The organism is Roseibium aquae, assembly GCF_008711285.1.
GTDB lineage: Bacteria > Pseudomonadota > Alphaproteobacteria > Rhizobiales > Stappiaceae > Roseibium > Roseibium aquae.
On sequence record NZ_VXDC01000002.1, the window covers coordinates 112,625 to 138,685 of the forward strand.

Annotated in this window: 26 protein-coding genes; 16 read left to right on the forward strand and 10 right to left on the reverse strand. The window is 59.8% G+C overall.

What is annotated here, in order from left to right; all coding sequences use genetic code 11:
- The first annotated feature begins 252 nt into the window (after window positions 1–252).
- The 4 genes from mnmG (at window position 253) to F0184_RS04200 (ending at window position 4,654) form a co-directional block, all read left to right on the forward strand.
- The gene (mnmG, locus tag F0184_RS04185) at window positions 253–2,124 is read left to right on the forward strand and encodes a tRNA uridine-5-carboxymethylaminomethyl(34) synthesis enzyme MnmG (RefSeq protein ID WP_150494883.1); all 1,872 of its coding nucleotides are present in this window, start codon (window positions 253–255) and stop codon (window positions 2,122–2,124) included.
- Window positions 2,124–2,780: a 16S rRNA (guanine(527)-N(7))-methyltransferase RsmG gene (gene rsmG, locus F0184_RS04190; protein ID WP_150494885.1), complete on the forward strand. Its 657-nt coding sequence runs from the start codon at window positions 2,124–2,126 to the stop codon at window positions 2,778–2,780. Before mnmG ends, rsmG begins: the two co-directional genes overlap by 1 nt.
- 16 nt (window positions 2,781–2,796) lie before the next feature.
- On the forward strand, window positions 2,797–3,621 hold the full coding sequence (locus tag F0184_RS04195) for a ParA family protein (protein ID WP_150494888.1): 825 nt from the start codon (window positions 2,797–2,799) through the stop codon (window positions 3,619–3,621).
- Between the two features lie 118 nt (window positions 3,622–3,739).
- A complete protein-coding gene (locus tag F0184_RS04200; protein ID WP_150494890.1) occupies window positions 3,740–4,654 on the forward strand; it encodes a ParB/RepB/Spo0J family partition protein in 915 nt (304 codons plus the stop codon).
- 53 nt (window positions 4,655–4,707) lie between these two features.
- Here F0184_RS04200 and holA read toward each other — a convergent pair whose 3' ends face one another.
- From holA to leuS, 3 genes are read right to left on the reverse strand one after another with little or no spacing between them, the layout of a single operon-like run.
- The gene (gene holA / locus F0184_RS04205; RefSeq protein WP_150494892.1) at window positions 4,708–5,751 is read right to left on the reverse strand and encodes a DNA polymerase III subunit delta; all 1,044 of its coding nucleotides are present in this window, start codon (window positions 5,749–5,751) and stop codon (window positions 4,708–4,710) included.
- Between the two features lie 27 nt (window positions 5,752–5,778).
- Window positions 5,779–6,345 carry an LPS assembly lipoprotein LptE gene (locus tag F0184_RS04210; protein WP_150494894.1) on the reverse strand — a complete coding sequence of 189 codons (567 nt, stop codon included), beginning with the start codon at window positions 6,343–6,345 and terminating at the stop codon, window positions 5,779–5,781.
- Window positions 6,332–8,944 (reverse strand): leucine--tRNA ligase, encoded by a 2,613-nt coding sequence (gene leuS / locus F0184_RS04215; RefSeq protein WP_150494896.1) that lies wholly within the window; start codon window positions 8,942–8,944, stop codon window positions 6,332–6,334. The genes F0184_RS04210 and leuS overlap by 14 nt, the downstream gene beginning before the upstream one ends.
- Before the next feature lie 260 nt (window positions 8,945–9,204).
- Between leuS and F0184_RS04220 the strand changes: the two genes are divergently transcribed.
- From F0184_RS04220 to rimM, 7 genes are all read left to right on the forward strand, one after another.
- Entirely contained in the window at window positions 9,205–9,873 is a 669-nt protein-coding gene (locus F0184_RS04220) for a YggS family pyridoxal phosphate-dependent enzyme (RefSeq protein ID WP_150494898.1), read from the forward strand.
- 293 nt (window positions 9,874–10,166) lie between these two features.
- Window positions 10,167–10,397: an EF-hand domain-containing protein gene (locus F0184_RS04225; RefSeq protein ID WP_150494901.1), complete on the forward strand. Its 231-nt coding sequence runs from the start codon at window positions 10,167–10,169 to the stop codon at window positions 10,395–10,397.
- Window positions 10,398–10,577: 180 nt separating this feature from the next.
- Window positions 10,578–11,450, forward strand: coding sequence for an isocitrate lyase/PEP mutase family protein (locus F0184_RS04230; RefSeq protein ID WP_150494903.1), 873 nt, complete (start codon window positions 10,578–10,580; stop codon window positions 11,448–11,450).
- A gap of 306 nt (window positions 11,451–11,756) precedes the next feature.
- Window positions 11,757–13,319 carry a signal recognition particle protein gene (gene ffh / locus F0184_RS04235; protein WP_150494905.1) on the forward strand — a complete coding sequence of 521 codons (1,563 nt, stop codon included), beginning with the start codon at window positions 11,757–11,759 and terminating at the stop codon, window positions 13,317–13,319.
- Window positions 13,316–13,657 (forward strand): chorismate mutase, encoded by a 342-nt coding sequence (locus F0184_RS04240; RefSeq protein WP_150494907.1) that lies wholly within the window; start codon window positions 13,316–13,318, stop codon window positions 13,655–13,657. The genes ffh and F0184_RS04240 overlap by 4 nt, the downstream gene beginning before the upstream one ends.
- 2 nt (window positions 13,658–13,659) lie before the next feature.
- The gene (gene rpsP / locus F0184_RS04245) at window positions 13,660–14,046 is read left to right on the forward strand and encodes a 30S ribosomal protein S16 (protein ID WP_150494910.1); all 387 of its coding nucleotides are present in this window, start codon (window positions 13,660–13,662) and stop codon (window positions 14,044–14,046) included.
- Between the two features lie 143 nt (window positions 14,047–14,189).
- Window positions 14,190–14,741 carry a ribosome maturation factor RimM gene (rimM, locus tag F0184_RS04250; RefSeq protein ID WP_150494912.1) on the forward strand — a complete coding sequence of 184 codons (552 nt, stop codon included), beginning with the start codon at window positions 14,190–14,192 and terminating at the stop codon, window positions 14,739–14,741.
- Here the strand turns inward: rimM and F0184_RS04255 are convergent.
- Window positions 14,693–15,205 carry a VanZ family protein gene (locus F0184_RS04255; protein WP_150494914.1) on the reverse strand — a complete coding sequence of 171 codons (513 nt, stop codon included), beginning with the start codon at window positions 15,203–15,205 and terminating at the stop codon, window positions 14,693–14,695. The two genes, rimM and F0184_RS04255, sit on opposite strands and share 49 nt — an antisense overlap.
- A gap of 145 nt (window positions 15,206–15,350) precedes the next feature.
- Here F0184_RS04255 and trmD point away from each other — a divergent pair, with 145 nt between their 5' ends.
- The 5 genes from trmD to F0184_RS04280 all read left to right on the forward strand — a co-directional run bounded on the left by trmD (window position 15,351) and on the right by F0184_RS04280 (window position 20,957).
- A complete protein-coding gene (gene trmD, locus F0184_RS04260) occupies window positions 15,351–16,058 on the forward strand; it encodes a tRNA (guanosine(37)-N1)-methyltransferase TrmD (RefSeq protein WP_150494916.1) in 708 nt (235 codons plus the stop codon).
- Window positions 16,059–16,356: 298 nt separating this feature from the next.
- Window positions 16,357–16,827 carry a 50S ribosomal protein L19 gene (rplS, locus tag F0184_RS04265; RefSeq protein ID WP_150494918.1) on the forward strand — a complete coding sequence of 157 codons (471 nt, stop codon included), beginning with the start codon at window positions 16,357–16,359 and terminating at the stop codon, window positions 16,825–16,827.
- 232 nt (window positions 16,828–17,059) lie between these two features.
- Window positions 17,060–18,472, forward strand: a complete 1,413-nt coding sequence (leuC, locus tag F0184_RS04270) for a 3-isopropylmalate dehydratase large subunit (protein ID WP_150494920.1) — start codon at window positions 17,060–17,062, stop codon at window positions 18,470–18,472.
- Between the two features lie 389 nt (window positions 18,473–18,861).
- Window positions 18,862–19,419 carry an HNH endonuclease gene (locus tag F0184_RS04275; RefSeq protein WP_150494922.1) on the forward strand — a complete coding sequence of 186 codons (558 nt, stop codon included), beginning with the start codon at window positions 18,862–18,864 and terminating at the stop codon, window positions 19,417–19,419.
- A gap of 209 nt (window positions 19,420–19,628) precedes the next feature.
- Entirely contained in the window at window positions 19,629–20,957 is a 1,329-nt protein-coding gene (locus F0184_RS04280) for a TadE/TadG family type IV pilus assembly protein (RefSeq protein WP_150494924.1), read from the forward strand.
- A gap of 68 nt (window positions 20,958–21,025) precedes the next feature.
- Here F0184_RS04280 and acs read toward each other — a convergent pair whose 3' ends face one another.
- From acs to F0184_RS04310, 6 genes are all read right to left on the reverse strand, one after another.
- Window positions 21,026–22,963 carry an acetate--CoA ligase gene (gene acs, locus F0184_RS04285; protein WP_150494926.1) on the reverse strand — a complete coding sequence of 646 codons (1,938 nt, stop codon included), beginning with the start codon at window positions 22,961–22,963 and terminating at the stop codon, window positions 21,026–21,028.
- A 171-nt stretch (window positions 22,964–23,134) separates the two neighbouring features.
- A complete protein-coding gene (locus F0184_RS04290) occupies window positions 23,135–23,551 on the reverse strand; it encodes a DUF1761 domain-containing protein (protein ID WP_150494928.1) in 417 nt (138 codons plus the stop codon).
- Window positions 23,552–23,606: 55 nt separating this feature from the next.
- Window positions 23,607–24,257: an urease accessory protein UreG gene (ureG, locus tag F0184_RS04295; RefSeq protein ID WP_150494929.1), complete on the reverse strand. Its 651-nt coding sequence runs from the start codon at window positions 24,255–24,257 to the stop codon at window positions 23,607–23,609.
- Window positions 24,254–24,967: an urease accessory protein UreF gene (locus F0184_RS04300; RefSeq protein ID WP_150494930.1), complete on the reverse strand. Its 714-nt coding sequence runs from the start codon at window positions 24,965–24,967 to the stop codon at window positions 24,254–24,256. Before F0184_RS04300 ends, ureG begins: the two co-directional genes overlap by 4 nt.
- The gene (locus F0184_RS04305; protein WP_150494931.1) at window positions 24,960–25,436 is read right to left on the reverse strand and encodes an urease accessory protein UreE; all 477 of its coding nucleotides are present in this window, start codon (window positions 25,434–25,436) and stop codon (window positions 24,960–24,962) included. Before F0184_RS04305 ends, F0184_RS04300 begins: the two co-directional genes overlap by 8 nt.
- On the reverse strand, window positions 25,433–26,038 hold the full coding sequence (locus tag F0184_RS04310; protein WP_150494932.1) for a glutathione S-transferase family protein: 606 nt from the start codon (window positions 26,036–26,038) through the stop codon (window positions 25,433–25,435). Before F0184_RS04310 ends, F0184_RS04305 begins: the two co-directional genes overlap by 4 nt.
- Between the last annotated feature and the right edge of the window lie 23 nt (window positions 26,039–26,061).

Sequence of the window (26,061 nt, forward strand, 5' to 3'; positions counted from 1 at the left end):
TGCTTTCCAGCCGGGACGCGGGTCATGTGGGCGTGGATTGTTTTGACCAGAACACTGCTCCTTCGTATAAGGGGGCGAAGCGTCTGTGGGAAACCACGGCTGTGAGGCGAGGTCGGCTTGGCTATTGGGTCACCGGTCTCCACCCGTATCTTCGGTGACGACAAAAATCTTTTGTGACCAAGACGGCCTGATGGATCTGGTTTTGGGTCGGGTCGTAGAGGCTTCCTTTCTTCAGGTCTGATGGACGGCAAGATGAGCAACTTGGCTTATGATGTGGTGGTAATCGGTGGTGGGCATGCGGGCTGCGAGGCTGCGGCGGCAGCAGCGCGCATGGGCGCGGCGACTGCCCTTGTGACCCACAAGTTCGAAACGATCGGTGTGATGTCTTGCAATCCGGCAATCGGCGGACTGGGAAAGGGTCATCTGGTTCGAGAAATCGATGCTCTCGATGGTTTGATGGGGCGTGTGGCGGACAAGGCCGGGATCCAGTTCCGGCTGCTCAATCGCCGGAAGGGGCCCGCCGTTCGCGGTCCGCGAACGCAAGCGGACCGAAAGCTCTACCGGCTCGCGATGCAGGAGGAAATCGCTGCGATCGGGAACCTGACCGTCGTGGAAGGGGAGGCTCATGAATTCCTCCGGACCGGCGGTCGAATTACGGGTCTGCTGCTTGCAGATGGCCGGACGATCGATGCCGCCGCCGTTGTGTTGACGTCGGGAACGTTCTTGCGCGGCATGATCCATATTGGCGATCGCAAGATCCCTGCCGGGCGGCAGGGGGAGCAGCCGGCCGTCGGTTTGTCCGCGTCCCTGGAAGAAATCGGTTTCGCTCTTGGAAGACTGAAGACGGGTACACCGGCCCGCCTCGACGGGCGGACGATTGACTGGGCCCAGCTCGAAGCGCAGCCGGCGGATGAGGATCCCGTTCCTTTCTCGACCCTCACCGACAAGATCACGACGCCGCAGGTCGACTGCTACATCACGCGCACGACCCCTGAGACCCATGATATCATCCGGCAGAACCTGTCCCGCTCGGCGATGTATTCCGGGGAAATCAAGGGGCGCGGGCCAAGATACTGCCCGTCGATCGAAGACAAGGTGGTCCGGTTCGGTGATCGGGACGGGCATCAAATCTTTCTGGAACCGGAAGGGCTCGATGACCATACGGTCTACCCAAACGGTATTTCCACGTCCTTGCCCGAAGATGCGCAGCTCGCGTTCTTGAAGACCATTCCGGGTCTGGAAAATGTCACGGTCCTTCAGCCGGGTTATGCGATCGAATACGATCACGTCGATCCTCGGGAATTGACGGCTGGTTTGGAGGCGAAACGGTGCCCAGGGCTTTTCCTGGCCGGTCAGATCAACGGAACGACCGGCTACGAGGAGGCGGGGGCTCAGGGACTGCTTGCCGGCCTGAATGCGGCCCAGCATGCGACGGGCGGTGAGCCGATCGTCATTGACCGGTCTCAGGGCTATATCGGGGTGATGATTGACGATCTGGTAACCCGAGGGGTCACAGAACCGTACCGGATGTTTACCTCGCGCGCCGAATACCGTTTGTCTCTGCGGGCGGACAATGCCGATCAGCGGCTGACTCCCGTTGGTTTGGAGATCGGATGCATCGGCGAACGGCGTCGAGTCGCTTTCGAAATGAAAATGAAGGCGCTCGATCATGCGGCGGCGTTGCTCAAGGGCTTGACGATCACACCGGCCGAAGCCAAGCGGAAGGGTCTGCCGGTGAACCAGGACGGCATCCGTCGAAGCGCGTTCGATCTGTTATCCTACCCGGATATGACCGTTGATCGGTTGCGGGAGGTGTGGCCCGAGCTCGGCAACCTGGACGCCCAGATCGCGGATCAGGTGGCGACCGATGCGCTTTATGCGGTGTATCTGCATCGGCAGGCGGCGGATATTGCGGCGCTCAAGAAAGATGAGGCGCTGAGGATCCCGTCCGATTTCGACTATGCGTCTTTGACCGGGCTGTCCAATGAAGTGCGTCAGAAGTTTGAGACCGTTCGTCCGGGCACGCTTGCCCAGGCATCGCGCATTGACGGTGTCACGCCGGCGGCCCTGACCCTGCTTCTGTCTCATCTGAAACGGCGGATGGGTTCCGAGGCAGCCGCGTGATGGGCGCCGCGGCGGATGTGGACAAGCTTGAGCAGCATGTGAATAAGTACGGGGATGTTTCACGTGAAACGCTCCGGCGCCTGATGGTCTATGTCGATCTGCTTTTGAAATGGCAGAAGGCCCAGAACCTCATCGCTCCCTCGACCATTCCCGAGATCTGGACGCGGCATGTCATCGATAGTCTTCAAACCACCTGGGTGATGCCGGACGCGCGGGTTTGGGTCGATATCGGCAGCGGCGGCGGCTTCCCTGGAATAGTGTCCGCGATCGTTTTGGCCGACGTTGCTGGGGCCCATGTGCACCTGATTGAGAGCAGTCAGAAGAAGGCGGCCTTCTTGCGGGCGGCACTGCGGGAAACTGGGTCCAAGGGGACCGTTCATTGCGGCCGCATCGAGACCGTCGCGGACGGCTGGGATCTTGGCCGTGTGGATGGGGTATCGGCGCGTGCGCTCGCCTCTTTGCCGGAACTCTTGGCTCTTTCCCGGCCCTTCACGAGCGAAGGTGCGGTCAGCGTTTTCCACAAAGGTCAAGATTTCCAGCGGGAAGTTGACGAAGCGTCTCACGCCTGGAGCTTTGATCTGGTAGAAAAGAAAAGTGTCATCGACCCTATGAGCCGGATGCTGGTGCTCTCGAACGTTTCCGCCCGGCCCGAATAGGAAGGTTATCGCCAAAATGAGCTTGCTTCCAGAAAGCCCGCGCGTGCTTGCGCTTGCCAACCAAAAAGGTGGTGTAGGCAAGACCACGACAGCCATAAACCTTGGAACCGCGCTGGCGGCCATCGGAGAACGGGTCCTGGTGATTGATCTCGATCCGCAGGGAAACGCTTCGACCGGTCTTGGTATTGAACGCCGGGACAGGGGTTTGTCGACCTACGATGTGTTGAGCGGGGATTGCGCGCTTGCCGAGGCCGTCAAGGAAACCGCGGTGAACCGGCTCTGGGTTGCGCCTTCGACCATGGATCTGCTGGGGCTTGAGCTTGAAATCGCATCCAGTGGTGATCGGGCGTTTCGGTTGCGAAATGCCATTCAAAGCCTGACAACATCCCGGCTGTTTCAGGAGGTGGGCTTCACCTATGTGTTGGTCGATTGCCCACCATCGCTCAATCTGCTGACGATCAATGCGCTGTCTGCGTCGCACTCGATCCTTGTACCCCTGCAGTGTGAGTTCTTCGCTCTGGAAGGTCTCAGCCAGCTTTTGAGCACGGTGGAGCAAGTCCGGAATGCGCTGAACAACGAGCTTACGATCCATGGCATCGTGCTGACCATGTATGACAGCCGCAATAACCTTTCGAGCCAGGTCGTGGCGGATGTCCGCGAGACGATGGGGGATGCGGTTTATGAAACGATCATTCCGCGCAATGTCCGGATTTCGGAAGCGCCGTCATATGGCAAGCCCGCCCTGCTGTATGATCTGAAATGCGCGGGCAGTCAGGCTTACCTCCGGCTCGCATCGGAAATCATTCAGCGTGAACGGGATCTGCGACGGGTCGCCGCCTGATCAAACCGTGACGGGATTGGCTTGAACCGTTCCGGTTACCTTGGGAACCAGGTGGTTAAATGGTTCTTTTCCCGAATGGAATCTCAAAACCAAGAAGAACAACAAGACGAGGAAAGAGATGGCAGACGACGGTGTAAAACAGAAGCGTTTGGGTCGCGGTCTTGCGGCACTCATCGGCGATGCTTCGAACCAGAGCGAGCCAACGCCACCGCCGGAGCGCATCCAGAAGGATACCCGAAAGGTTCCCATCGAGCATCTCACCCCAAACCCGCGCAATCCCCGCAAGACGTTCCATGAAAAGGATCTGGCCGATCTGGTCGAATCAGTGCGCGCGAAGGGGATCGTCCAGCCGATCCTGGTCCGTCTTGCGGCTGGCCACTCGGACAAATATGAGATCATCGCGGGCGAGCGGCGCTGGCGGGCGGCGCAGAAGGCTGGTTTGCATGAGGCGCCGATCGTTGTTCGTGATGTCACAGATCAAGAAGCGCTCGAGCTTGCCATTATTGAAAACGTTCAGCGCGCGGATTTGAATCCCATCGAAGAAGCGATGGGATACGAGCAACTGACGGCGGAATTTTCCTACAGCCAGGGTGAACTTGCCAAGGTGATCGGCAAGAGCCGCAGTCATGTTGCGAACACCATGCGGCTCTTGAAGCTTCCGAATTCGGTGAAAGACTACTTGGCTGAAGGGCTCTTGACTGCCGGTCATGCGCGGGCCCTGATCACGGTTGAGGATCCCGCCGCGCTGGCTGAGCTCATCGTGGACAAGGGCTTGACCGTTCGCGATGCGGAGAAACTGGCTCAAAACCCGGATGCTCTTGCCAAGGCGATGGGCAAGGGCGGAGACCGGCCGCCAAAGGCCGAAAAGGATACGGACACCAAGTCCTTGGAAAAACGCCTGGGCGACACTTTGGGGCTGAAGGTCACATTGGGGCACAAGCCGGGCAAGGAAGCTGGCGATCTGAAAATCAAGTACAGCTCGCTGGAACAGTTGGAAGAACTCTGCCGCAAGCTCGGGGTCGAATTGCGCTGACCTTTCGATTCGCATCCGAAATGCCCCCGGCAATCTAACGGTCTTTGGCCTTTTTATCGAGAGCGGGTGCCACGCGCTTTTGCCGCGCGGGCGATGGTTAGCAAAGCTTCCGACAAGACCGGTATACTGATCCGGTCATTTAACCTTGAGGTTCGGGTGGCGTCTGACAAGATCAAAAAGGCCTTCTCCATGTCGGATGAGGTCCAGATCTGAAGTTGCCGCGTTATGGCAGGCCGGCGATTGAAAAAAATCGGCGGCCGCTGGTTGTCGACAACCTGGCCAGCCGTCCGGCCCCGGTCGACCTCGCCGCGCATGCGGTGCAGAAGTTGAAAATGCTTCAGCACCTGGTTGGCTATCACCGACGCGTTGGACCCGGATGCGGCGAGCCGTTCGAGCCCGTGATCCAGTGTTCCCAGATCGCCGAGGGCCGCAGCATCGATCAATTCGGATAATTCGAACGCTGACGCATCACCGATGATGGAAATGACGTCATCGGTTTCAATGCGCTCCTTGCCCATGGCATAGAGGCAGAGTTTCTTGAGCTCGCCCCGGCTTGCGATCCGGTCGCCGCCCAGAAGGCTGTGAAGCGCCGCGCGCGCCTCTCGGGATATTGCCAAGCCAGCTTCCCGGGTTTCCTCGTCGATCAGCTGATCGATGGCGCGTTCGCTATCGGCATAGCACGGAATTGCAATGGCCCGCTTGTGTGGCTCTATGAGTTTTCGCAGCCCGACACCTTTTTTCAGATCACCGGCCTCGATGACAATCAGGGATGGCCACGCCGCTTCTTTCAAAAGCGGAGTGACCGCAGGCGCAAGATTTTTCCCGGGGGTTTCCTTGATCCAGATAATCCGGCGGCCCCCGAAAAGGGGAATGGTGAGCGCCTCATCCATCAACCGGGCGGGATCCGCTGCCAGATCGGCCGCGTCTATCTTGGCGAGACTGAACGGGTCGCTTTCACCTTCTGAAGCCTTTGCCACAAGACGGCTCGCGCGCTCTGAAACGAGACCAGTATCCGGCCCATAGATCAAGATCACCCCGCCACCGGTGGGCGGATTGGCGATGAAGCGATCAGCTTCTGTGGCCTTGAGTGCGGTCACGGTATCGATGGGCCCGGGTTTGAAGGATCAGGAGGCCTGGCTCGCGAAATACCCGGCGATACGGGCCTGAATGTCTTCTGCCACCGATTTTGCCACCCGCTCCTCCGCATCGCGGCGGGCCCGGCTGTTTGCAAAACGCTGGTTCGAAAAGTCATAGCTGGCTGTTGCGAAGGACTTGCCGGTCAGGATCGTTCTGTCCTCCGTCAGGGATGACAAAACAAAGGTGGCATTGAGGGTCGTGGAGTAGGCCGCCGGAACGTCGGCCAACTGTTGGACACCCACTTCGGAGTTGACCACATTGATCAACACTTTCAACCTGTATCGCTTTGAAGGGCTTGTTGTGCCGCGTTCAAACCGGAAGGTCAGTTCATTGAACAGTTCCCGGGCGGCGGTGGACCGGCTGTAACCCGAAATCGGATCGATGGAAATCGCGGCCAGTTCATCCGCGACACCCGGTCCGGAGACCCCAGAACTTGTGTCCAGGGAGCCGTAGAGAGGCCGGACCTGGCATCCGGCCAAAAGCGGTGCGCCGACCGCAAGGCCCAGGAGGGCCACGAGGGCGCCCCTGCGGGAATGGGGTTTAGACAACGACATTCACAATCCTTTGCGGGACCACAATCACCTTTTTTGGGGTTTGCCCATCCAAGGTCTTCTTCACGAAATCGAGTTCGAGCGTAGCCGCTTCGATCGCATCTTTGGAAGCCTCCCGGCTGACAGAAATATCGCCGCGCTTCTTGCCGTTGATCTGAACCGGCATCAGGATCGTGTCATCCACGAGCAAGTCGGGGTCGGCCTCGGGCCATGCCGTTTCGCTGACCAATGTGCGGTGACCGAGCACCTTCCAGCTTTCTTCGGCAAGATGTGGCATGACCGGTGCGATCATCTGAACCAGGATCGTTCCGGCCTCGCGCAATCCGAATTCTCCGCCAGCGCCGCGCTCGCTCGCATTCGCCACCTTGCTGATCGCGTTGACAAACTCATAGATCCGGGCAATTGCCCGGTTGAAGCCGAGGGTCTCGATATCATTGGAGACCGCTTGCAGCGTCTTGTGGGTCGTCCGGCGCAGTTCCAGAACCTGGTCGTCGATATCGGCGGGCAGCGCGGCCTTGGGGTCCGTGGTGGCCGCGATTTCGCCGATCAGCCGCCAGACACGTTGAACAAACCGCCAGGCACCTTGAACGCCTTCTTCCGTCCAGATGACATCGCGGTCCGGCGGGGAATCGGAGAGCATGAACCACCGCGCCGTGTCGGCACCGTAGGAGTCTATGATGTCGGTGGGGTCGATGGTGTTCTTCTTCGACTTCGACATCTTTTCGATGGAGCCAATCGTGACAGGCTTGCCGGTTACCGCGTGAACGGCGCTGCGTGTCCCATCCGTTTCCGACAGGGTGATCTCCGCAGGGCTCAGCCAGGTTCCATCGTCGGACTTGTAGGTCTCATGGACAACCATGCCCTGGGTGAACAAGCCCTTGAACGGTTCCTTGAGATTAAGCGCACCGACTTTCTGCATGGCGCGGGTGAAGAAGCGGGAATAGAGAAGATGGAGGATCGCATGCTCGATCCCGCCGATATACTGGTCCACCGGCAGCCAGTCCGTGGCAGCGGCCGGATCCGTCGGCTGATCGGCCCTTGGTGATGTGAACCGCGCAAAATACCAAGAGGAATCGACGAAGGTGTCCATCGTGTCGGTTTCCCGCTTGGCCGGCTTGCCGCAGGCCGGGCAGGGCGTATCGCGCCACGTCGGGTGCCGGTCCAGTGGATTTCCCGGTTTTTCGAAATCGATATCCGACGGCAATTCGACCGGCAGGTTCTCATCCTTTTCCGGTACGACGCCGCAGCCGTCGCAATGAACGACCGGGATCGGACAGCCCCAGTAGCGCTGGCGGGAAATGCCCCAATCCCGGAGCCTGAAATTCACCTGGCGGCTGGCTTGGGGATGTCCGTCAAGCGTGCTGCTTTCCAGTTTGGCGGCCACGGCTTCCTTCGCTTCCGCGATGGACAGGCCGTTCAGGAAGCCCGAATTGAAGATGCTGCCGTCATCGGTGAAGGCCTCATCTCCAATGTCAAAGCTGGCCGGGTCCGCATCCTTTGGCAGGACCACCGGTTTCACCGGCAGACCATATTTGCGGGCAAAATCGAGGTCGCGCTGGTCATGGGCCGGACAGGCGAAAATCGCGCCAGTGCCGTAGTCCATCAGAATGAAGTTCGCGACATAAACCGGAAGCTCGATCCCGTCATCGAGGGGATGTTTGACCCGAAGTCCGGTATCAATGCCCTTCTTCTCGGCCTTCTCGATCGCTTCTTCCGATGTTCCAACCCGGCGGCATTCGTCGATGAACGCTTTCAGGGTCGGGTTAGTCTCCGCCAGTTTCACTGAAATCGGATGATCCGGTGACAGGCCCATGAAAGAGGCCCCGAACAGCGTATCCGGCCGGGTGGTGAAAATCTCCAGGGACGTGTCGCCGGTCGGAGCCGCCTCGGAAAAGGCAAACCTGACGCGCAGGCCCTCCGAGCGTCCGATCCAGTTCTTCTGCATCAACCGCACTTTTTCGGGCCAACGGTCGAGCGTTTCCAGTGCCTCGAGCAGATCTTCCGAATAGTCGGAGGTTTTGAAGAACCACTGGGTCAGGTCACGTTGCTCGACCAGGGCGCCAGACCGCCAGCCGCGTCCGTCGATCACCTGTTCGTTTGCCAGAACGGTCATGTCGACCGGATCCCAGTTCACCTTGGATTTCTTGCGGTAAACGAGCCCGCCTTCCAGGAACTTGAGAAACAGGCGCTGTTGCTGTGTGTAGTATTCCACATCGCAGGTGGCGAATTCCCGGCTCCAGTCCAGAGAGAGGCCCATGGACTTCAACTGACCGCGCATCGTCGCAATGTTTTCATAGGTCCAATCGCGTGGGTGGACCTTGTTCTGCATGGCGGCGTTTTCCGCGGGCATGCCGAATGCGTCCCATCCCATCGGGTGCAGGACGTTGAAGCCCTTGGCCCGCTTGTAGCGCGCCACGACATCGCCCATGGCGTAATTGCGCACGTGACCCATGTGGATCCGCCCCGAAGGATAGGGGAACATTTCAAGGACGTAGTACTTTTGCCTTGGGTCGTCGTTCTGCGTGACAAAGACGTCCTTGTCTTCCCAAACCTTTTGCCAGCGCGCTTCGACTTCACGCGCGTTGTAGCGTTCCGTTGTCATGAATTGCCGTGTCGTTTGTCCGCCCGCTTGCGCTGACGGCGTTATTGATCTTCAGTTCTGGGACAGTCACCAGAATTCGGGCCGCCGGTCAACATTCGGGAGCGAGTTTGACCCCAAAGCGGCGCAGATTGCTGAAAATCCCTGGCCGTTGGGTGTCCATCGGGTGCGGTGGCCCGTCTTGAAGATTGCCAAGCGGCGGCCTAAGACACCCGGGACGACCGACCTGGTTCAACCAATCTGCCGCATATCTGGAGCCGTTCATGACCGATACATCTGCAACGCGTCTGGCTGAGGTTAAGGCCCACATTTGTGGTGCTGAAACGGCCGCGGGCCGACCCACCGGCAGCGTTGTCCTGATCGCCGTCTCCAAAACCTACCATGCCGACGCCATCCGGCCCGTGATCCACGCTGGCCAGCGGGTGTTTGGAGAAAACCGTGTTCAGGAGGCGATGGCGAAATGGCCGGCCCTGAAAGAAGAATATCCCGACCTTCAGCTCCATCTGATCGGCCCCCTGCAATCGAACAAGGCGCGGGAGGCGGTGCAGACATTCGACGTCATCCATACGGTCGACCGGCTTAAAATCGCCAAGGCGCTGAAAACGGAAATGGAAAAGCAGGGCCGTGATCTTCCCTGTTACATCCAGGTCAACACCGGCGAAGAGCTGCAGAAGGCAGGGATCCCGCCACGTGAGGCCGACGCCTTCATCAAGCTGTGCCGCGACGAGATCGGCCTGACCCTTGCCGGGCTGATGTGTATTCCGCCGGTTGAAGAGGCACCCGGGCCGCATTTCGCGCTTCTGCAAAAAATCGCGGACCGAAACGGACTAACCGGCCTTTCGATGGGGATGTCATCGGACTATGAAGTGGCGATTGGCTTCGGTGCGACCCATGTCCGCGTTGGGTCGGCCATTTTCGGGGCCCGGGACTGAGCCGAATAAATCCCGCCCACCGTCCTTTTTTTTAGCCAGAAGCACGGAACCGTTCGCCGGATGGGACACCGATCTGGCGGCTGACCGTAAAATCGCCGCAAACTGTCAAAATTGACAGGGATTAGCCGATTTCTGGACGAAACCGGCTTGCTAGCCCAGAAAACTCCCAAACACTTTCAAAAATCGTCCTCTTTGAGACCCGAAACCGGCGGCAAGGTCACACCGTTCCGGTTCACAGGCTTGTGAGAAGCAAGTGAACGGACGGAACGCCAAAGACCAAGAGGAGGTCTCTCATGATACGAACCACGACTGCTGCGGCCCTGACCGCGGCCTACGTTCTTTCCGGAACGGCGATGGCCCAAGGCATGTCCTTCGAACAGGTGGATCGGGACCAGAACGGTGTTGTCAGCTTCGAGGAACTGTCCGTCGCAATCCCGAACATCACCCAGGAGGCTTTCGATGCGGCAGACGCAAACCGGGACTTGGTTCTGGATCCGCAGGAATTTGAGGCGCTTGACCTCTAGCAGTTTCCGGGTGCTCCACAGAGGCGCGTGTGACTGACACGATGTCCTCAGACCAAGACCATCGCCGGATCGTCACCGGCGGTGGTCTTGTTCTGTCCGGCAGTGGTTTGGTGGCCAGGAAACCGCTATAGGTCGCTCCTTGAAAAAGGAACCACCATGCGCGCGGCAAAAGGAACACCCATGTCATCTCCGGCGACCGACCTTCGGGCCCTTCTGAACCAGGACCGGCTGCATGTGATGCCGTGCTGTTTCGATGCCCTGTCCGCCAAGCTGATAGAGCAGGGGAAGTTTGGCGTGACGTTCATGTCGGGCTTTGCCACGTCCGCGGCGCGGATCGGTCAACCGGATCTCGGTTTGATGTCTTATGCGGAGGTGCTCGACCAGGTCCGCAACATCACCGATGCGGTGTCCATTCCGCTCATCGCCGATGGGGACACCGGATATGGCAACGCCATGAATGTCCGGCGCACGGTGCACGGATTTGCCAAGGCGGGTGCGGCCGCTGTCATGATCGAGGATCAGCTCGCACCGAAACGCTGTGGCCATACACCGGGCAAGGCGGTGGTGTCCCGGGCGGAGGCGTTCGACCGGATCCGGGCCGCAAATGACGCAAGGACTGAAGGGGCCGATATCCTGATCCTCGCGCGCACGGATGCCCGCCACGATCACGGGCTCGCCGAGGCAATCGACCGTGCGGCAAGGTTCAAGGAACTCGGGGCTGATATTCTCTTCGTGGAAGCGCCAAAGACCGTCGAGGAGATGCACACCATCTGCCGCGAATTGCCAGGCCCGAAGATGGCCAACATCGTGGAGGGCGGTGAAACGCCGGACCTGTCCCACCGGGAACTTCAGGACATAGGGTTTTCTCTGGCGGCCTATCCCCTGACATTGATGGCAAGCGCCATGAAGGCGATGGCGGCAACGCTTGAAAAACTGAAAGCCGATATGGACCGCACACCGGACTTGATGAGCTTTTCGGAATTGCGGGACCGGATAGGTTTCAATGACTATTATGAAACCTCGGCCAGGTACGAAACGTCCAAGCGGGAATGATTGTTTCGCGATCAACTCCGGCAATGACGGCTCGCTTGATGCGCGAGTTCCCCAATATCCCCGCCCTTCCTTGACTCATCGCACCCTTTCCGGCATAAGCCCGCGAACTCCATATGAGTGACTGACAATTCGAGCCGCCGACCGGGACCCGCGAAGGTCTAAAGAGTTCCCGGAGGTCAACATCCGACAGCGCGATGCGCTCTCGGGTGCCAAACTGCTTTGCGCAGATGGATCCGTTTGGATTCGATTGCCTGTTTGCCATATGGTTTCGGGAATTTCCCGAATACGAGACCCAAGGACGTTTTGATGTTTGAAAGCCTGTCCGATCGATTAAGCGGCATTTTCGACAAGCTCACCGGGCGTGGTGCGTTGTCGGAAAACGACGTCAACGAAGCAATGCGCGAGATTCGCCGTGCCTTGATCGAAGCGGACGTTGCACTGCCGGTTGTCCGGTCCTTCACTGACAAGGTCCGGAACCGGGCTGTGGGGGCCGAAGTCGTCAAATCGGTCACGCCGGGCCAGATGGTCGTCAAAATTGTCCATGACCAGCTTATCGAGATGCTGGGGTCCGACACCCGGACGCTGGATCTGAACGCGCCCGCGCCCGTGCCGATCATGATGGTCGGTCTGCAGGGCTCCGGTAAAACGACGACCACGGCCAAGATCGCCCGCCGCCTGACCCAACGCGAGAAGCGCAAGGTCCTGATGGCCTCGCTTGATACGCGCCGCCCGGCCGCGCAAGAGCAGTTGAAGGTTCTCGGCGAGCAGAATGGCATCGATACCCTTCCCATCGTCGAAGGCCAGGGACCGGTTGAGATCGCCAAGCGGGCGATGTCTGCGGCCAGGCTTGGCGGTTACGATGTCGTGCTTCTCGACACCGCGGGCCGAATCCACATCGACGAACCGTTGATGATCGAGATGGCGGAGGTTAAAGCGGCCGCCCAGCCGCACGAGATCCTGCTGGTGGCCGACTCGCTCACCGGTCAGGACGCTGTGAATCTGGCCAAGAACTTTGATGAGCGGGTCGGGATCACAGGGATCGCTCTGACGCGGATGGATGGTGACGGGCGCGGCGGCGCAGCGCTTTCCATGCAGGCCGTCACCGGCAAGCCGGTGAAGTTGATCGGGACAGGCGAAAAATCGGACGCCCTGGAAGACTTTCATCCGAAGCGGATCGCCGACCGCATTCTGGGCATGGGCGATATCGTCTCGCTGGTCGAAAAAGCGGCCGAGGCCATTGATGCGGAAAAGGCCGCAAAAATGGCCAAGCGGATGCAGAAAGGTCATTTTGACCTGGAAGACCTGTCCGAGCAGCTGCGCCAAATGGAAAAGCTTGGCGGGATGTCCGGCATGATGGGAATGATGCCCGGTGTCGGAAAAATGAAGAAGCAGATCGACGCCGCCGGCCTCGATGACAAGGTTTTCAGGCGGCAGATCGCGATCATCCAATCCATGACGCCGGACGAAAGGCGCAAGCCGGACCTTTTGAAGGCCAGCCGGAAGAAGCGCATCGCCGCCGGCTCGGGCGTTCAGGTTGCCGAGGTCAACAAGCTTTTGAAAATGCACCGCCAGATGGCGGACATGATGAAGAAGATGGGTAAGGGCAAAGGCTTGCTCGGGAAACTGATGGGCGGCATGGGCGGTGGCATGCCCGATGTCGATCCGAAACAGCTGGAAGAAATGGCCAAGTCTGGACAATTGCCGGGCGGCGGCGAATTGCCGAAGGGCCTGCCGGGCGGATTGCCGGGTGGACTTCCCGGCGGTCTGGGTGGCGCAGGCCTGCCGCCGGGCTTTCCGGGGCTTCCAGGTCTTGGAGGCCCGAAAATGCCGGGCGGTTTGCCCGGGATGGGCAAGGGCAAGAAGCGATGAGCAATGCGGAAACCGGCCTGACCAGTCAGGCCGCCCTGGAAGAGCTCAAGCGGCTGCGCGCTTCCATCGACAATATCGACGCCGCTCTGGTGCACATGTTGGCGGAACGCTTCAAGTGCACCCAGAAGGTTGGCCGTCTCAAGGCCGAACATGATTTGCCGCCGGCAGACCCGGCGCGCGAAAGGATCCAGATCGAGCGGTTGCGCCAGCTGGCGAGCGATGCCCATCTCGATCCTGATTTTGCCGAGAAATTCCTGAACTTCATCGTTCGGGAGGTGATCCGGCACCACGAAGCCATTGCCGCGAGAACCGGCATTGAAACAATTGGAGACAAGTAAAAATGGCTACTAAAATTCGCCTGGCACGTGGCGGTTCCAAAAAGCGCCCGTACTACCGCATCGTTGTCGCTGACATCCGCGCTCCGCGCGATGGCCGTTTCATCGAAAAGGTCGGTTCCTACAACCCGATGCTGCCGAAAGATTCCGAGAACCGGGTTGAGCTGAATGTCGAGCGCATTCAACACTGGCTTGGAACCGGTGCCCAGCCGACCGATCGTGTCGCACGGTTTCTCGATGCCGCCGGGTTGCTGAAGCGTGAACCGCGCAACAATCCGAAAAAGGCCCAGCTCGGCCGCAAGGCGCAAGAGCGTCTGGATGAGAAGAAGGCCGCCGAAGAAGAAGCCGCCGCGGCGGCAGCAGCTGCCGCTGAAGAGGCCGCGGCCGAGTAAGGCCTTCGGCCGCGCCGCGAAGCACGGGCCGCGAAGCCAACGCTTTGCGCCTGTGCCTCGATGCGCCCCCGGATGTCCTCGGCCTGAGGAAAAGAGCCTGCGGGGCGACGCATGCGCCGAGCCTGATCATGGGGCCCATTGACATGAACTCCCAAGAGACACAAAGGGTGTTGGTGGCGCGCATCGGCGCCGCCCATGGCATCCGTGGGGAGGTGCGGGTCAAATCCTTCACGGATGATCCGCTTTCCTTCGGGGACTACGGTCCGCTGATGACCGCGGACGGATCAAGGACATTCGAGGTTGTCCGGGCCCGGATGCAAAAGACGGTCGTAGTCACGAAATTCAGGGAAATCGACGACCGCAACACCGCCGAAGCGCTGAATGGCACGGACCTTTTCATCGAACGCGGGCGCTTGCCTGCTCCGGACGAAGATGAGTTCTACTATGAGGATCTGGCCGGCCTTGAGGTGCGGAGCACGTCGGGGGAGCAGCTGGGCAGGATCGTTTCGGTTCAGGACTTCGGCGCGGGCGATCTTCTGGAAGTCCGGCCGCCTCGCGGTCCGAGCTATTATGTTCCCTTCACCCGGGATTTCGTTCCCACTGTGGCTGTGACCGACGGGTATGTTGTGGTTGATCTCCCGGAAGACTACTTGTCCGAGGAGCGGTCCCGGCCCGGGGAACCTGGGTCCGAGTGAACGGGCTGCAAGCCCATCCGCTCCAGATCCAGTTTGATCGGTTCGCTGTTCAAGGCCTGTTTCACTTCCGAGCGCTTCAATGCGATAGCGGCCACGACCAACGCAATGCCGACCGCATTGGCGAAGGCATCTTGAAAAGAGCTTTCGTGATGAGGCAGCAAGCCCTGGACCGCCTCACCGGCCAGTCCCATTGTGAAGGAAAGCGCGGCGGATACCCGCAGACGGCATGAGAACAAGGTGTGAATCGACAGGGTCAGCAGGGCGAAAAACACCACATGAACGATCTTGTCGTATGGGTGCCCGACACCGGTATTGAACAACAGTCCGGCCAGGACCCCGAAACCGATCAGTCCCGCCATGGGAAGCAACCGGCTCGGTGACAGATTGACCTCTATCGGCCCGAGCACGCGCTGAACGGCAGTGGGCAAGGGAAGGCGGATCGTTTTGGCGCGGTGCGGAGACACTGGGCTTTCCTTTGATTTCGTGTCCTATCGTCCGCGTGTACCGTTAATGAAATCCAAATACCCGGATGGGCAGGTGCAGTTTTCGCGCAATTGGAGAAATTGGGTTAATGGTCTGGGGAAATCCAAGGGAACACGGACACAGGTCATGACCTTTAAAGCCACGGTTCTTACGCTTTATCCGGAGATGTTTCCCGGTCCGCTGGGCATGAGTTTGGCAGGACGCGGATTGCAGCGCGGCTTGTGGGCCCTCGATACCTGCCAGATCCGCGATCACACCACAGACAAGCACCGGTCGGTCGACGACACGCCGGCCGGGGGCGGTGCGGGCATGGTGTTGCGGGCGGATGTCCTGGCCCGCGCGATCGATGCTGCATCGAACAAGGACGATGGGCGCCCGCGCCTTCTCATGAGCCCGCGCGGGCGGCCATTCAACCAGGCGCGCGCCCACGATCTGGCAAAAGGTCCGGGGGCCGTCATCATCTGCGGCCGGTTCGAAGGGGTTGATCAGCGTGTGATCGAAGCCCGCGAACTCGAAGAGGTTTCGGTCGGCGACTACATTCTGTCCGGCGGCGAAATGGCGGCCATGACGGTCCTGGACGCGGTGGTTCGTCTCATTCCCGGTGTCATGGGAAACATGGCAAGCGCGGAAACGGAAAGTTTCGAGAAGGGCTTGCTCGAACACCCGCACTACACCCGCCCGGTGGAGTTTGAAGGCCGGACAATTCCCGAGGTTCTGGGCTCCGGCAACCACAAGAAAATCCATGAATGGCGCCTGGCCGAAGCCGAGCGCTTGACGCGCGCCCGGCGTCCCGATCTTTGGGGCGCTTACATGGCGGAAGATGACAGCGATTGATCGGCTTCCGCTGAGGCGGCAGACTTTTTTGGGACTTCTAAACGGCGGTTTGATCGACCGAACGGGTGCCCCGCATTTTTCGAAAATGAACGTTCTTGCGAGCTAAAACACATGACAAAGGCGTCGGCTTGCTGTATGAGCGCGCGTGGAATTGTCCACAAATGTGGGCTGTCGGCCGGAACTGTCCCGAAGGGACGCCCCCGGCAAAACATCTGCATGGCCCAAAGTCGATGAATTCGTTCCCGGCCCGATCGGGGAACGCTCTGATCGCTTTGTTAATTGAGAAGGGAAAAATGCCATGAACATCATCGAACAGCTCAATGCCGAAGAAATGGCGCGCATTGAACAAAAGCGGACGCTTCCCGAGTTTTCACCCGGCGACACGGTCCGAGTGAACGTGATTGTCACGGAAGGAAACCGCACCCGGACCCAGGCATATGAAGGCGTGTGCATCGCGCGGTCCGGCGGCGGCATCAATGAAAGCTTCACCGTTCGCAAGATTTCCTATGGTGAAGGCGTTGAGCGTGTCTTCCCGGTCTACTCCCCGATGCTGGAAGGGGTTGAAGTGATCCGCCGCGGTAAGGTCCGCCGCGCGAAGCTCTACTACCTGCGCGACCGCCGTGGCAAATCCGCCCGTATCGTCGAGGCAACCAATTCCCGCGCGAAGCGCCTCAATGAGCAAACCCGCGCCGAAGTTGCGGCCGCCAAGGCCGCCCTGGCCGCCGAAAAAGCTGCCGCCAAGGACGCAGCGGACGCAGCAGCGGAATAAACCGTCAGGTTTCACGATCCTTTTGAAGGCGGTCCTTGGGCCGCCTTTTTCTTTGCCCCTCAAGGACGCTTGACGAAAGCTCAACTGCTCCCGCTTGACCGGACGTGCTGCGGTGAGTCATGTCATAGAAGACAAAAACAGCCAAAATCGGCTGATCTTCCCGGATCCTGTCAGGTGGCCGCCCGCGGCCTGTCTTGCCGGTCAATCAGGGAAGCGGTTTCAGGAGAGAACCATGGCGCGCGCACGCACACTTTACGACAAGATCTGGGACGACCACGTCGTTGACATGCAGGAAGATGGCACTGGATTGCTCTATATCGACCGGCATCTGGTCCATGAGGTGACCAGCCCTCAGGCTTTCGAGGGATTGCGGCTGAACAAACGCCAGGTGCGTCAACCCAAGAAAACCCTCGCCGTTGTCGATCACAACGTCCCGACCACCGACCGCAGTGGCGGCATTGACGATCCTGAATCCGCGCTGCAGGTGGAAACACTGGCGAGAAATGCAGCGGAGTTCGGCATCGAATACTATTCTGAACTCGATATGCGGCAGGGCATTGTCCATATCGTGGGACCTGAACAGGGCTTCACGCTTCCGGGGATGACCATCGTGTGCGGCGACAGCCACACATCCACCCATGGCGCCTTCGGCGCGCTCGCGCACGGAATTGGCACATCGGAAGTGGAGCACGTTCTGGCGACGCAAACCCTCATCCAGTCAAAGGCGAAGAACATGCTGGTGCAGGTCGACGGCCAGTTGCCGGAGGGCGTGACCGCAAAAGACATCATTCTCGCGATCATCGGAGAGATCGGCACCGCGGGGGGAACCGGCCATGTGATCGAGTTCGCCGGCGAGGCGATCCGGTCCCTGTCGATGGAAGGCCGGATGACGGTGTGCAACATGACCATTGAGGGCGGGGCAAGGGCCGGCCTGATTGCGCCCGACGAAAAGACCTTCGACTACATCAAGGGCCGCCCCAAGGCGCCGTCGGGCGCGGCTTGGGATCATGCCTTGGCCTACTGGAAGACCCTGCATACCGACGAAGGCGCCGAATTCGACAAGGTCGTGAAGCTGGATGCGGCGAACCTGCCGCCGATCGTCAGCTGGGGATCGTCGCCGGAAGATGTCGTGTCGGTTCAGGGCGTCGTGCCAAATCCCGATGACATCGCCGATGAAAACCGCCGCAACTCGAAAAGACGCGCGCTGGAATATATGGGCCTGACACCCGGGACGAAGATTACGGATATTCCGATCGATCGTGTCTTCATCGGATCTTGCACCAATGGCCGGATCGAGGATCTGCGCGCCGCCGCCGCGGTGATTGGAAAGTCGCGGGTCAAGGAAGGTGTGAATGCCATGGTTGTGCCGGGCTCCGGCATTGTGAAGGAGCAGGCCGAGGCGGAAGGCTTGGACGTGGTGTTCAAGAATGCCGGTTTTGAGTGGCGCGAGCCAGGCTGCTCCATGTGCCTTGCCATGAACGCGGATAAACTGAAGCCGGGCGAACGGTGTGCGTCGACGTCCAACCGGAATTTCGAGGGCCGCCAGGGCTACAAGGGCCGCACGCATCTCGTGTCTCCGGCCATGGCTGCCGCAGCCGCCATCGCGGGCCACTTCGTCGATATCCGCGAGTGGACCGTAAACTGATTTCCATCTGATCAGGGAAAAGGCGCGAACGCTTTCAAGCGTTCGCGCCGGCCGGTTCGGCATATCTATTTCGTGTGAATGGATACGGGTGAACAAATGGGGCCGCACTGATTCGGCGCCGGACATCCAAAAGAGCCATTTCGAGCCCGTCTGAACAGCGGCAGTTGGTGTCGGTTTTCCGTTTCGCAGCTGACCGAAAAGAGTTTGGGAACAATTTCTTCCCGATGCTCTTCGCTTTTGATCCCGGCGCTGCGACCAAAAGCGGCATTCGACTTTATCAGGCTTCACAAGACTGTCATGTGCTGCCTACAATACTCCCGTCTCAAGAGGGCGGTCTTGTCCGATTGACCGGGCACCCGTCTTGCTGAACAGGACGTGAGGAGCGAAAGGTGACGATTGCCGTTTCGTCAGGTGCCCATCCCGCGCTGGTGCTGAATGCCGACTACCGGCCTCTGAGCTATTATCCGTTGTCTCTTTGGTCGTGGCAGGACACGGTCAAAGCCGTGTTTCTGGATCGGGTGAACATTGTTTCCGAATACGATACGGCGGTCCGAAGTCCGAGCTTCGAGTTCCGATTGCCGAGTGTTGTTTCGCTCAAGACATACGTCAAACCCAACCGATTTCCCGCCTTCACCCGTTTCAACGTCTTCCTTCGTGACAAGTTCCAGTGCCAGTATTGCGGCTCCCTCGAGGAACTGACTTTTGATCATCTTGTCCCGCGTTCCAAAGGCGGGCAGACCACCTGGGAAAACGTGATCACCGCATGCTCCCCTTGCAACCTTCGCAAGGCGAACAAGAGCTGCGCACAAATCAACATGTGGCCGATGCACATGCCCTTTCAGCCCACCATCCAGGATCTGCACAATAACGGTCGGGCCTTTCCGCCGAACTATCTCCACGACAGCTGGCTGGACTTTCTTTACTGGGATACCGAGCTCGAGCCTTGATCCGGTTCCTATCCGCCGCCTCCCCGGACCCGGCCTCCGGAGCCGGTGGAAACGGGAATGGCTGAATTATCCAGCGCCGTTTACCATTTATAAAGAATGTCTGATAAACATTGAGACATATACTGTAAAAATTACCAGTTTTCCTTATTGGTATTAACGTCTTCGACAAACACATCGTGTACTCTCCGCGTATTCTTCGGAGAGTTGGAATGATAGACTTTACGCAACGTGGTATCCGCGCTTTTGCCAGGCGCTTTTGCCGGGACAGCAGCGGCTCGATCCTGCCGATTTTCGGTGTTCTGGTCGTCCTTTTGGTGGTGATTGCCGGGACCGCGGTGGATTTCACGCAGGTCATAAGCAACCGTGAGAAAATGGCGCATGCCCTGGACGCGGCGGCTTTGAGCGTTGCCACCCAGCTATCCAGCTCCGTCATGACCGATAGTGAAATCGAAGCCGCGATCGAAGCTGCGTTTACGGCCAATGTCGAAAACATGGGCTTGAGCGCGGAAGCCATTGAAAAACTCGACTATTCCATCAACGCTGAACTGGGCACCGTGGATGTCTGGTCCTCGATCGCGGTCCCGACGCCCTTCATGAAACTGGGTGGCTTGGGATCAGAGAAAATGTCCGTCGACGTGGGGGCCCAGGTCAACTACTCCAAATTCGATGTCGAACTGGCGCTGATCGTGGACGTCACCGGCTCCATGGGCGGGGACATGAACACGCTGCGAACGGCGTCCGAGGGGATCGTCGACATTTTGATCCCTGCGGAAGTGGGCGCATCAGACAGCAAGGTGCGGATATCGCTCGTGCCCTACAGTGAAGGCGTCAATCTGCAGCCCTATGCGACTACAGTCACGGACGGAGCATCGTCCCGGTGCGTGACGGAACGGATGGGACCGCAGAAATTCACGGACGCCCGATACGATTGGGATCCCGAACGGGGGGAAGACACGTTCTTCGGCGGGGGGTCGACAGGCTGTTCGTCCTCGTCCCGCCTGATCCCGCTGACCTCGGACCGGGACGTGCTGATCCCGGCGATCCGCGCGTTGCAGGCGAGTGGCGGCACGGCCGGCCAGACCGGCGCTGCCTGGGGCTGGTATACGCTGTCGCCGAATTGGGTGAACCTGTGGCCATCGGACAGCGATCCGGAGCCCTACAACAATGCGGACGTCCTGAAGTTTGCGGTCATGATGACGGATGGCGACAACAACCGTGCTTATGATTATGGCTGCGGCTGGGTCCGGGTCGGCTGGACATGGCAGTGGCTTTGCGATCAATGGGTAATTACCGACGGGAACAGTGGATACAATAACCAGTCCTCGCAACGGCACCGGCAGATTTGCGAAAACATGAAAAATGAAGGCATCCGCGTGTTCGGTGTCTATTTCGGGTCGAACAACAGTTCGACCGGGGCGCGGAACATGCAGGCCTGCTCGTCGCCCAACAGCTATTACAGGGCGACCTCCAGCCAGGACCTCATTGACGCGTTCGGCAATATCGCCAGAACCATCCAGGCGATTTATCTCGCCCGGTAATTCATCTGATTTGACGAGAAAAAGCGCGGACAAGCCGCGCTTTTTTGTCTTCGGCGGCTCCCGTCACCTCATGCCCGGTTCTGCCGGTTGTCGATCAGATCGTCGACCACCGCCGGATCGGCCAGTGTCGACGTATCGCCAAGGCTGTCGAAGCTGTCCTCGGCGATTTTCCGCAGGATGCGGCGCATGATCTTGCCGGACCGGGTTTTGGGGAGCCCCGGCGCGAATTGGATGAGATCCGGTGAGGCGATTGGGCCAATTTCCGCCCGCACATGGGTCACCAGCTCTTTCTTGAGAGCATCGGTCGGTTCTTCCCCATCCATCAAAGTGACATAGGCATAGATGCCCTGCCCCTTGATGTCGTGCGGATATCCAACGACCGCGGCCTCGGAGACCTTGGGGTGGGACACGAGCGCGCTTTCGACCTCGGCCGTGCCCATCCGGTGGCCCGAAACGTTGATGACATCGTCGACGCGGCCGGTGATCCAGTAATAACCATCGGTGTCGCGCCGGCAGCCATCACCGGTGAAATACATCCCCTTGTAGGTGGAGAAATAGGTCTGAACGAAGCGTTCGTGGTCACCATAGACCGTGCGCATCTGGCCGGGCCAGCTGTCGAGCATGACCAGATTGCCTTCGGTCGCGCCGTCGAGCACCTTGCCTTCCGCATCGACGATCGCCGGCTGCACCCCGAAGAACGGCCGGGTCGCCGATCCTGGTTTCAGATCGGTCGCGCCCGGCAGAGGCGTTATCAGGATGCCGCCCGTTTCGGTTTGCCACCATGTGTCGACGATCGGGCACCGGCCCTGTCCGACGACGTTGTAATACCATGTCCAGGCTTCCGGGTTGATCGGCTCGCCGACCGATCCCAGCAGGCGCAGGGACTTGAGCGAGTGCTTCTTGACGTGATCGTCGCCGGCCCCCATCAGCGCGCGGATCGCGGTCGGAGCGGTGTAGAAGATCGTGACGTTATGCTTGTCGCACACTTCCCAGAACCGGTCGGGGCCCGGATATGTCGGGACACCTTCGAACATCAAGGTCGTCGCGCCATTGGCCAGCGGGCCGTACACGATATAACTGTGCCCAGTCACCCAGCCCACATCGGCCGTACACCAGTAGATATCGCCCTCCTGATAGTCGAAAACATACTGGTGCGTCATCGACGCATAGACGAGGTATCCGCCGGTGGTATGCACGACGCCTTTCGGCTGGCCCGTCGATCCGGACGTGTACAGAATGAACAGCGGATCTTCGGCGTTCATCTCGACCGGCTGGCAATGGTCGGATACCCGATCGGCTTCCTCGTGGTACCAGACATCCCGGCCGTCTTTCATGGTGATCTCGCCGCCAGTGCGTTTCACCACAATGACGCTGTTCACCGGTGCCTTCTCGGTGGCTTTGTCGACATTGGCCTTGAGGGGCACTTTCCGGCCGCCCCGCAATCCCTCATCGGCTGTAATCACACAGTTGCTCTGGCAGCTGTCGATGCGCTGGGCGAGGCTGTCGGGCGAAAAGCCCCCAAAGACGATCGAATGGATCGCGCCAATCCGCGCGCAGGCGAGCATCGCGTAGGCCGCTTCCGGGATCATCGGAAGATAGATCGTCACCCGGTCGCCCTTTTTCACGCCTTGCGCATGAAGGACATTGGCGAACACGTTCACTTCATGATGAAGCTGCTTGTAGGTGATCACCTTGTGTTCGGAGGGATCGTCACCCTCCCAGATGATCGCCGGCTGGTCGCCGCGGGTTTCCAGGTGCCGGTCCACGCAATTGGCGGAAACGTTCAGCGTGCCGTCCTCAAACCACTTGATGGACACATTATGGTGGTCATAGGAGGTGTTCTTGACCTTGGTGTAAGGTTTCATCCAATCGACGCGCTTGCCGTGCTCGCCCCAGAAACCATCCGGGTCATCGACCGACCGCTTGTACATCTCAAGGTATTTTGCGTTGTCCACGTGGGCACGGGACGCCAGGTCCGACGGGACCGGAAAAACGCTGTCCGACATTTCGATCATTCCTCCCAGACGACTTTTCAAAAGTCCGACCGGCCCGGAGCGGACGCAAGTCGGTTTTTGCCGGCGCCATTATGCGCGGGAGGTATCGCAGCGTCCACCAGTGGGAATTCGTACTTTCGTAGCCGTTCCCTGCAGGTGGGAAAGTTTTTTGTTTACGGGGATTTACGTAGTGCTGGGCCAGCTTCCGACCGCCCCGATGACCACACCCTGGATCATGAGGACGCCGAACCAGTGACCGCTGTCGATCAGGGTCAAGGACCATGGCCGGTTCTGGAACCGGTGGTTGACGATATGGGTGGTGAGAATGATGCCGGTCCACAGCAGGACGCCGGAAATCACGCCCGCCCGGATCGACGTTCCGTCCACGTGATAGATTACGCCGGCAAAAATGAAGGCCATCAGGAACTGGCAGACAAACGCCAGCATCAGCTTCGGGAACGTCAGGCGGGTCTGTTCCGGTGTCAGTCCCGCCGCAGCCCGCCATGCCTTGCCGAGCACGCCATACCAGGCCGCGCCAAAGGCAAAGGAGGCGATTGCGCCAAACAGCGCACCGAGCAGATTGATCCCGTCGAACATCATGGCTGTTCTCCCCACGCGATTTCGAGCATGGGTCTACAGGCTGAACGGCAGACCGTCATCTGTTTTCGGAAGCGATCTTGCCGGCTTCGCGCCGGGACAACCCGCCATTCTCGATCAGGAAATCCACGATCACCTGAATTTCAGCGCCCAGCTTGTTGTTGGTCAGAATGAACGGCTTGCCCTTCCGCATGCGGGCCGCGTCGCGTTCCATGACCGCAAGATCGGCGCCGACATGGGGCGCCAGATCCGTCTTGTTGATCACAAGCAGGTCCGATCGGGTGATCCCGGGTCCGCCCTTGCGCGGTATGTCCTCTCCGGCGGCGACGTCGATCACATAAATCGTCAAATCCGCGAGTTCCGGGGAAAAGGTGGCTGCCAGATTGTCGCCGCCGGATTCGATCAGGATCAGATCGAGATCCGGGAAGGCCTGGATCAGTTCGCCGACCGCGGCAAGGTTGATCGACGCATCTTCGCGGATCGCGGTGTGGGGGCAACCGCCCGTTTCCACGCCGCGGATGCGCTCGCTTGGAAGTGCCTGCAATCGGACCAGCGCTTCGGCATCCTCCCGCGTGTAGATATCGTTGGTGATGACGGCGAGCGAATACCGGTCGCGCATGGCCTTGCAAAGCCGGCCTGTCAACGTGGTTTTGCCGGCGCCGACCGGCCCACCGATACCGACGCGCAAAGGGCCATTCACGGATGTCATGAGCGGAACAACCTCGTGTATTGGGTTTCGTGGTTCATCGACGCGATGTCGGCCAGGAATGATGAACTGCCAAGATCGTCCAGGCTGGCCGCGAGCGTATCCCTGGCAACCGATTGACAGAGCGGCTGGAGCGTAGCGAGCACCTTCTGGCCCTGGGTTTGTCCAAGCGGCACGGTGCGGATCGCCGCGGACACCAGATTGGACACAAAAGCCTGCATGTAGGCGGTCACGGTTTCTTCGACGGGCAGATCGCTCGCGGAGGCGGCGGCTCCGATTGCAACGGGATAGGGCCAGGCGGTCTTCCCGTTCGTATCGACGGATCTCAACCACGCGCAGGCAGCCGTGTCCTGCTGGCTCGACCAGGCCGCAAGAAAGGTGACCATGAACGCCGTCCCTTGGGCGCTCGATTCCAGATACCGTTCCCTCGACGGCTGAAGCGCGAGGCCAAGGCCGATCAGATCGTCGAGCGCCGCCCGATCCCCGGCTTGCACCGCACGGAACGCGTGAACCAGCAATATCCCATCGGACCGGATCGCCCCATAGGCCACCACTTCCCCCAGCCATCGCTCCACATCGGACGCCGATTGCAGTGTTCCGTTTTCGACGGCCTGTTCCAGTCCGTGGCTGTAGGTGAAAGCGCCCACCGGGAAGGCCGGCGAGAAAAACGACAGAAGCTTGTAGAGCGCACCCGCGTGTGCAGTGTCAGTCATGATGGTGCCCGTGGCTGTGGCCGTGGCCGCGGGTTTGGCCATAACCGTAGGCGCCGCCTTCCGGATCGAACGCGGCTGTGACCTGCGTCACGCGCCCGCCAAGCTTGCGCACCATGTCCTCGATCACGTGGTCCCGCCGGATCCGCAGCCGGTCGGCGAACAGTTGGGTCGGCAAATGGCGGTTGCCCAGATGCCAGGCGATCTTCACCAGGTGAGCCATGTCGTCGGCCTCGATCTCGACAAGGTCCTCCGGCGCGGCCCGGACAACCATGATCTGCCCGCTGTCGAGCCGCAGCGCATCGCCATCGGCCAGGAAAACGGCCTTGGGTTCATCCAGCAGGGCGATGAGGCCGCCCTGCCCCGTCAGAACCGCCCGGCGCTTGTGCCTGGCCTCACGATCGAGCTGCACCGTGTCGCTGGCAGGACCCGACCACGTTCCGGCCGGCAAAATCTCGGTTACCCGGTTCATTCGGCCGCCATCACCTTGTCCATCATGGCCCGATAGGCGGGGCGCGCCCTCAGCCGTTTGAAATAGTCGTAGACCGGTCCATCCTTCGGCAGATCGAACTTGGCCGTCACCGCCCAACCGCCACAGTGACCCAGGATGATGTCGGGAAGCGTGAACGTTTCCCCCATCACGTAAGGCCCTTGCCCCAGCATGCGGCCAAGATGCTCAAGGCCGGCGGAAAACTCCGCTTTGCACAGCCGCTTGATCTCCGGGACCCGCAGGGTTTCCGGATGAACAAAACTGTTCTTCGCCGCGGTCCAAAGAGCGCCTTCGAGCACATCGACAGCGAATTGGGTGAACGCGTCCTGGCGCGCCCGCTCAAGCGTTCCGGCGGGAAATGTGAACTGCCCGTGCTTGTCGGCAAGATATGTGCAAATGGCGACAGATTCCGTCAGCACCGCGCCACCGTCGACCAGCGCCGGTACCTTGCCGCTCGGGTTGACGGCCGTGATCGCCTCCGAATGCGGCTTGGCGGGATCGATCTCATATGGCTGTTCGAGCTCTTCGAGCAGCCACATGACCCGCATCGCCCTTGAGCGCGGAAATCCGATGATCTTGTACATGTCGTCCCACCCTCCCCGGTGGT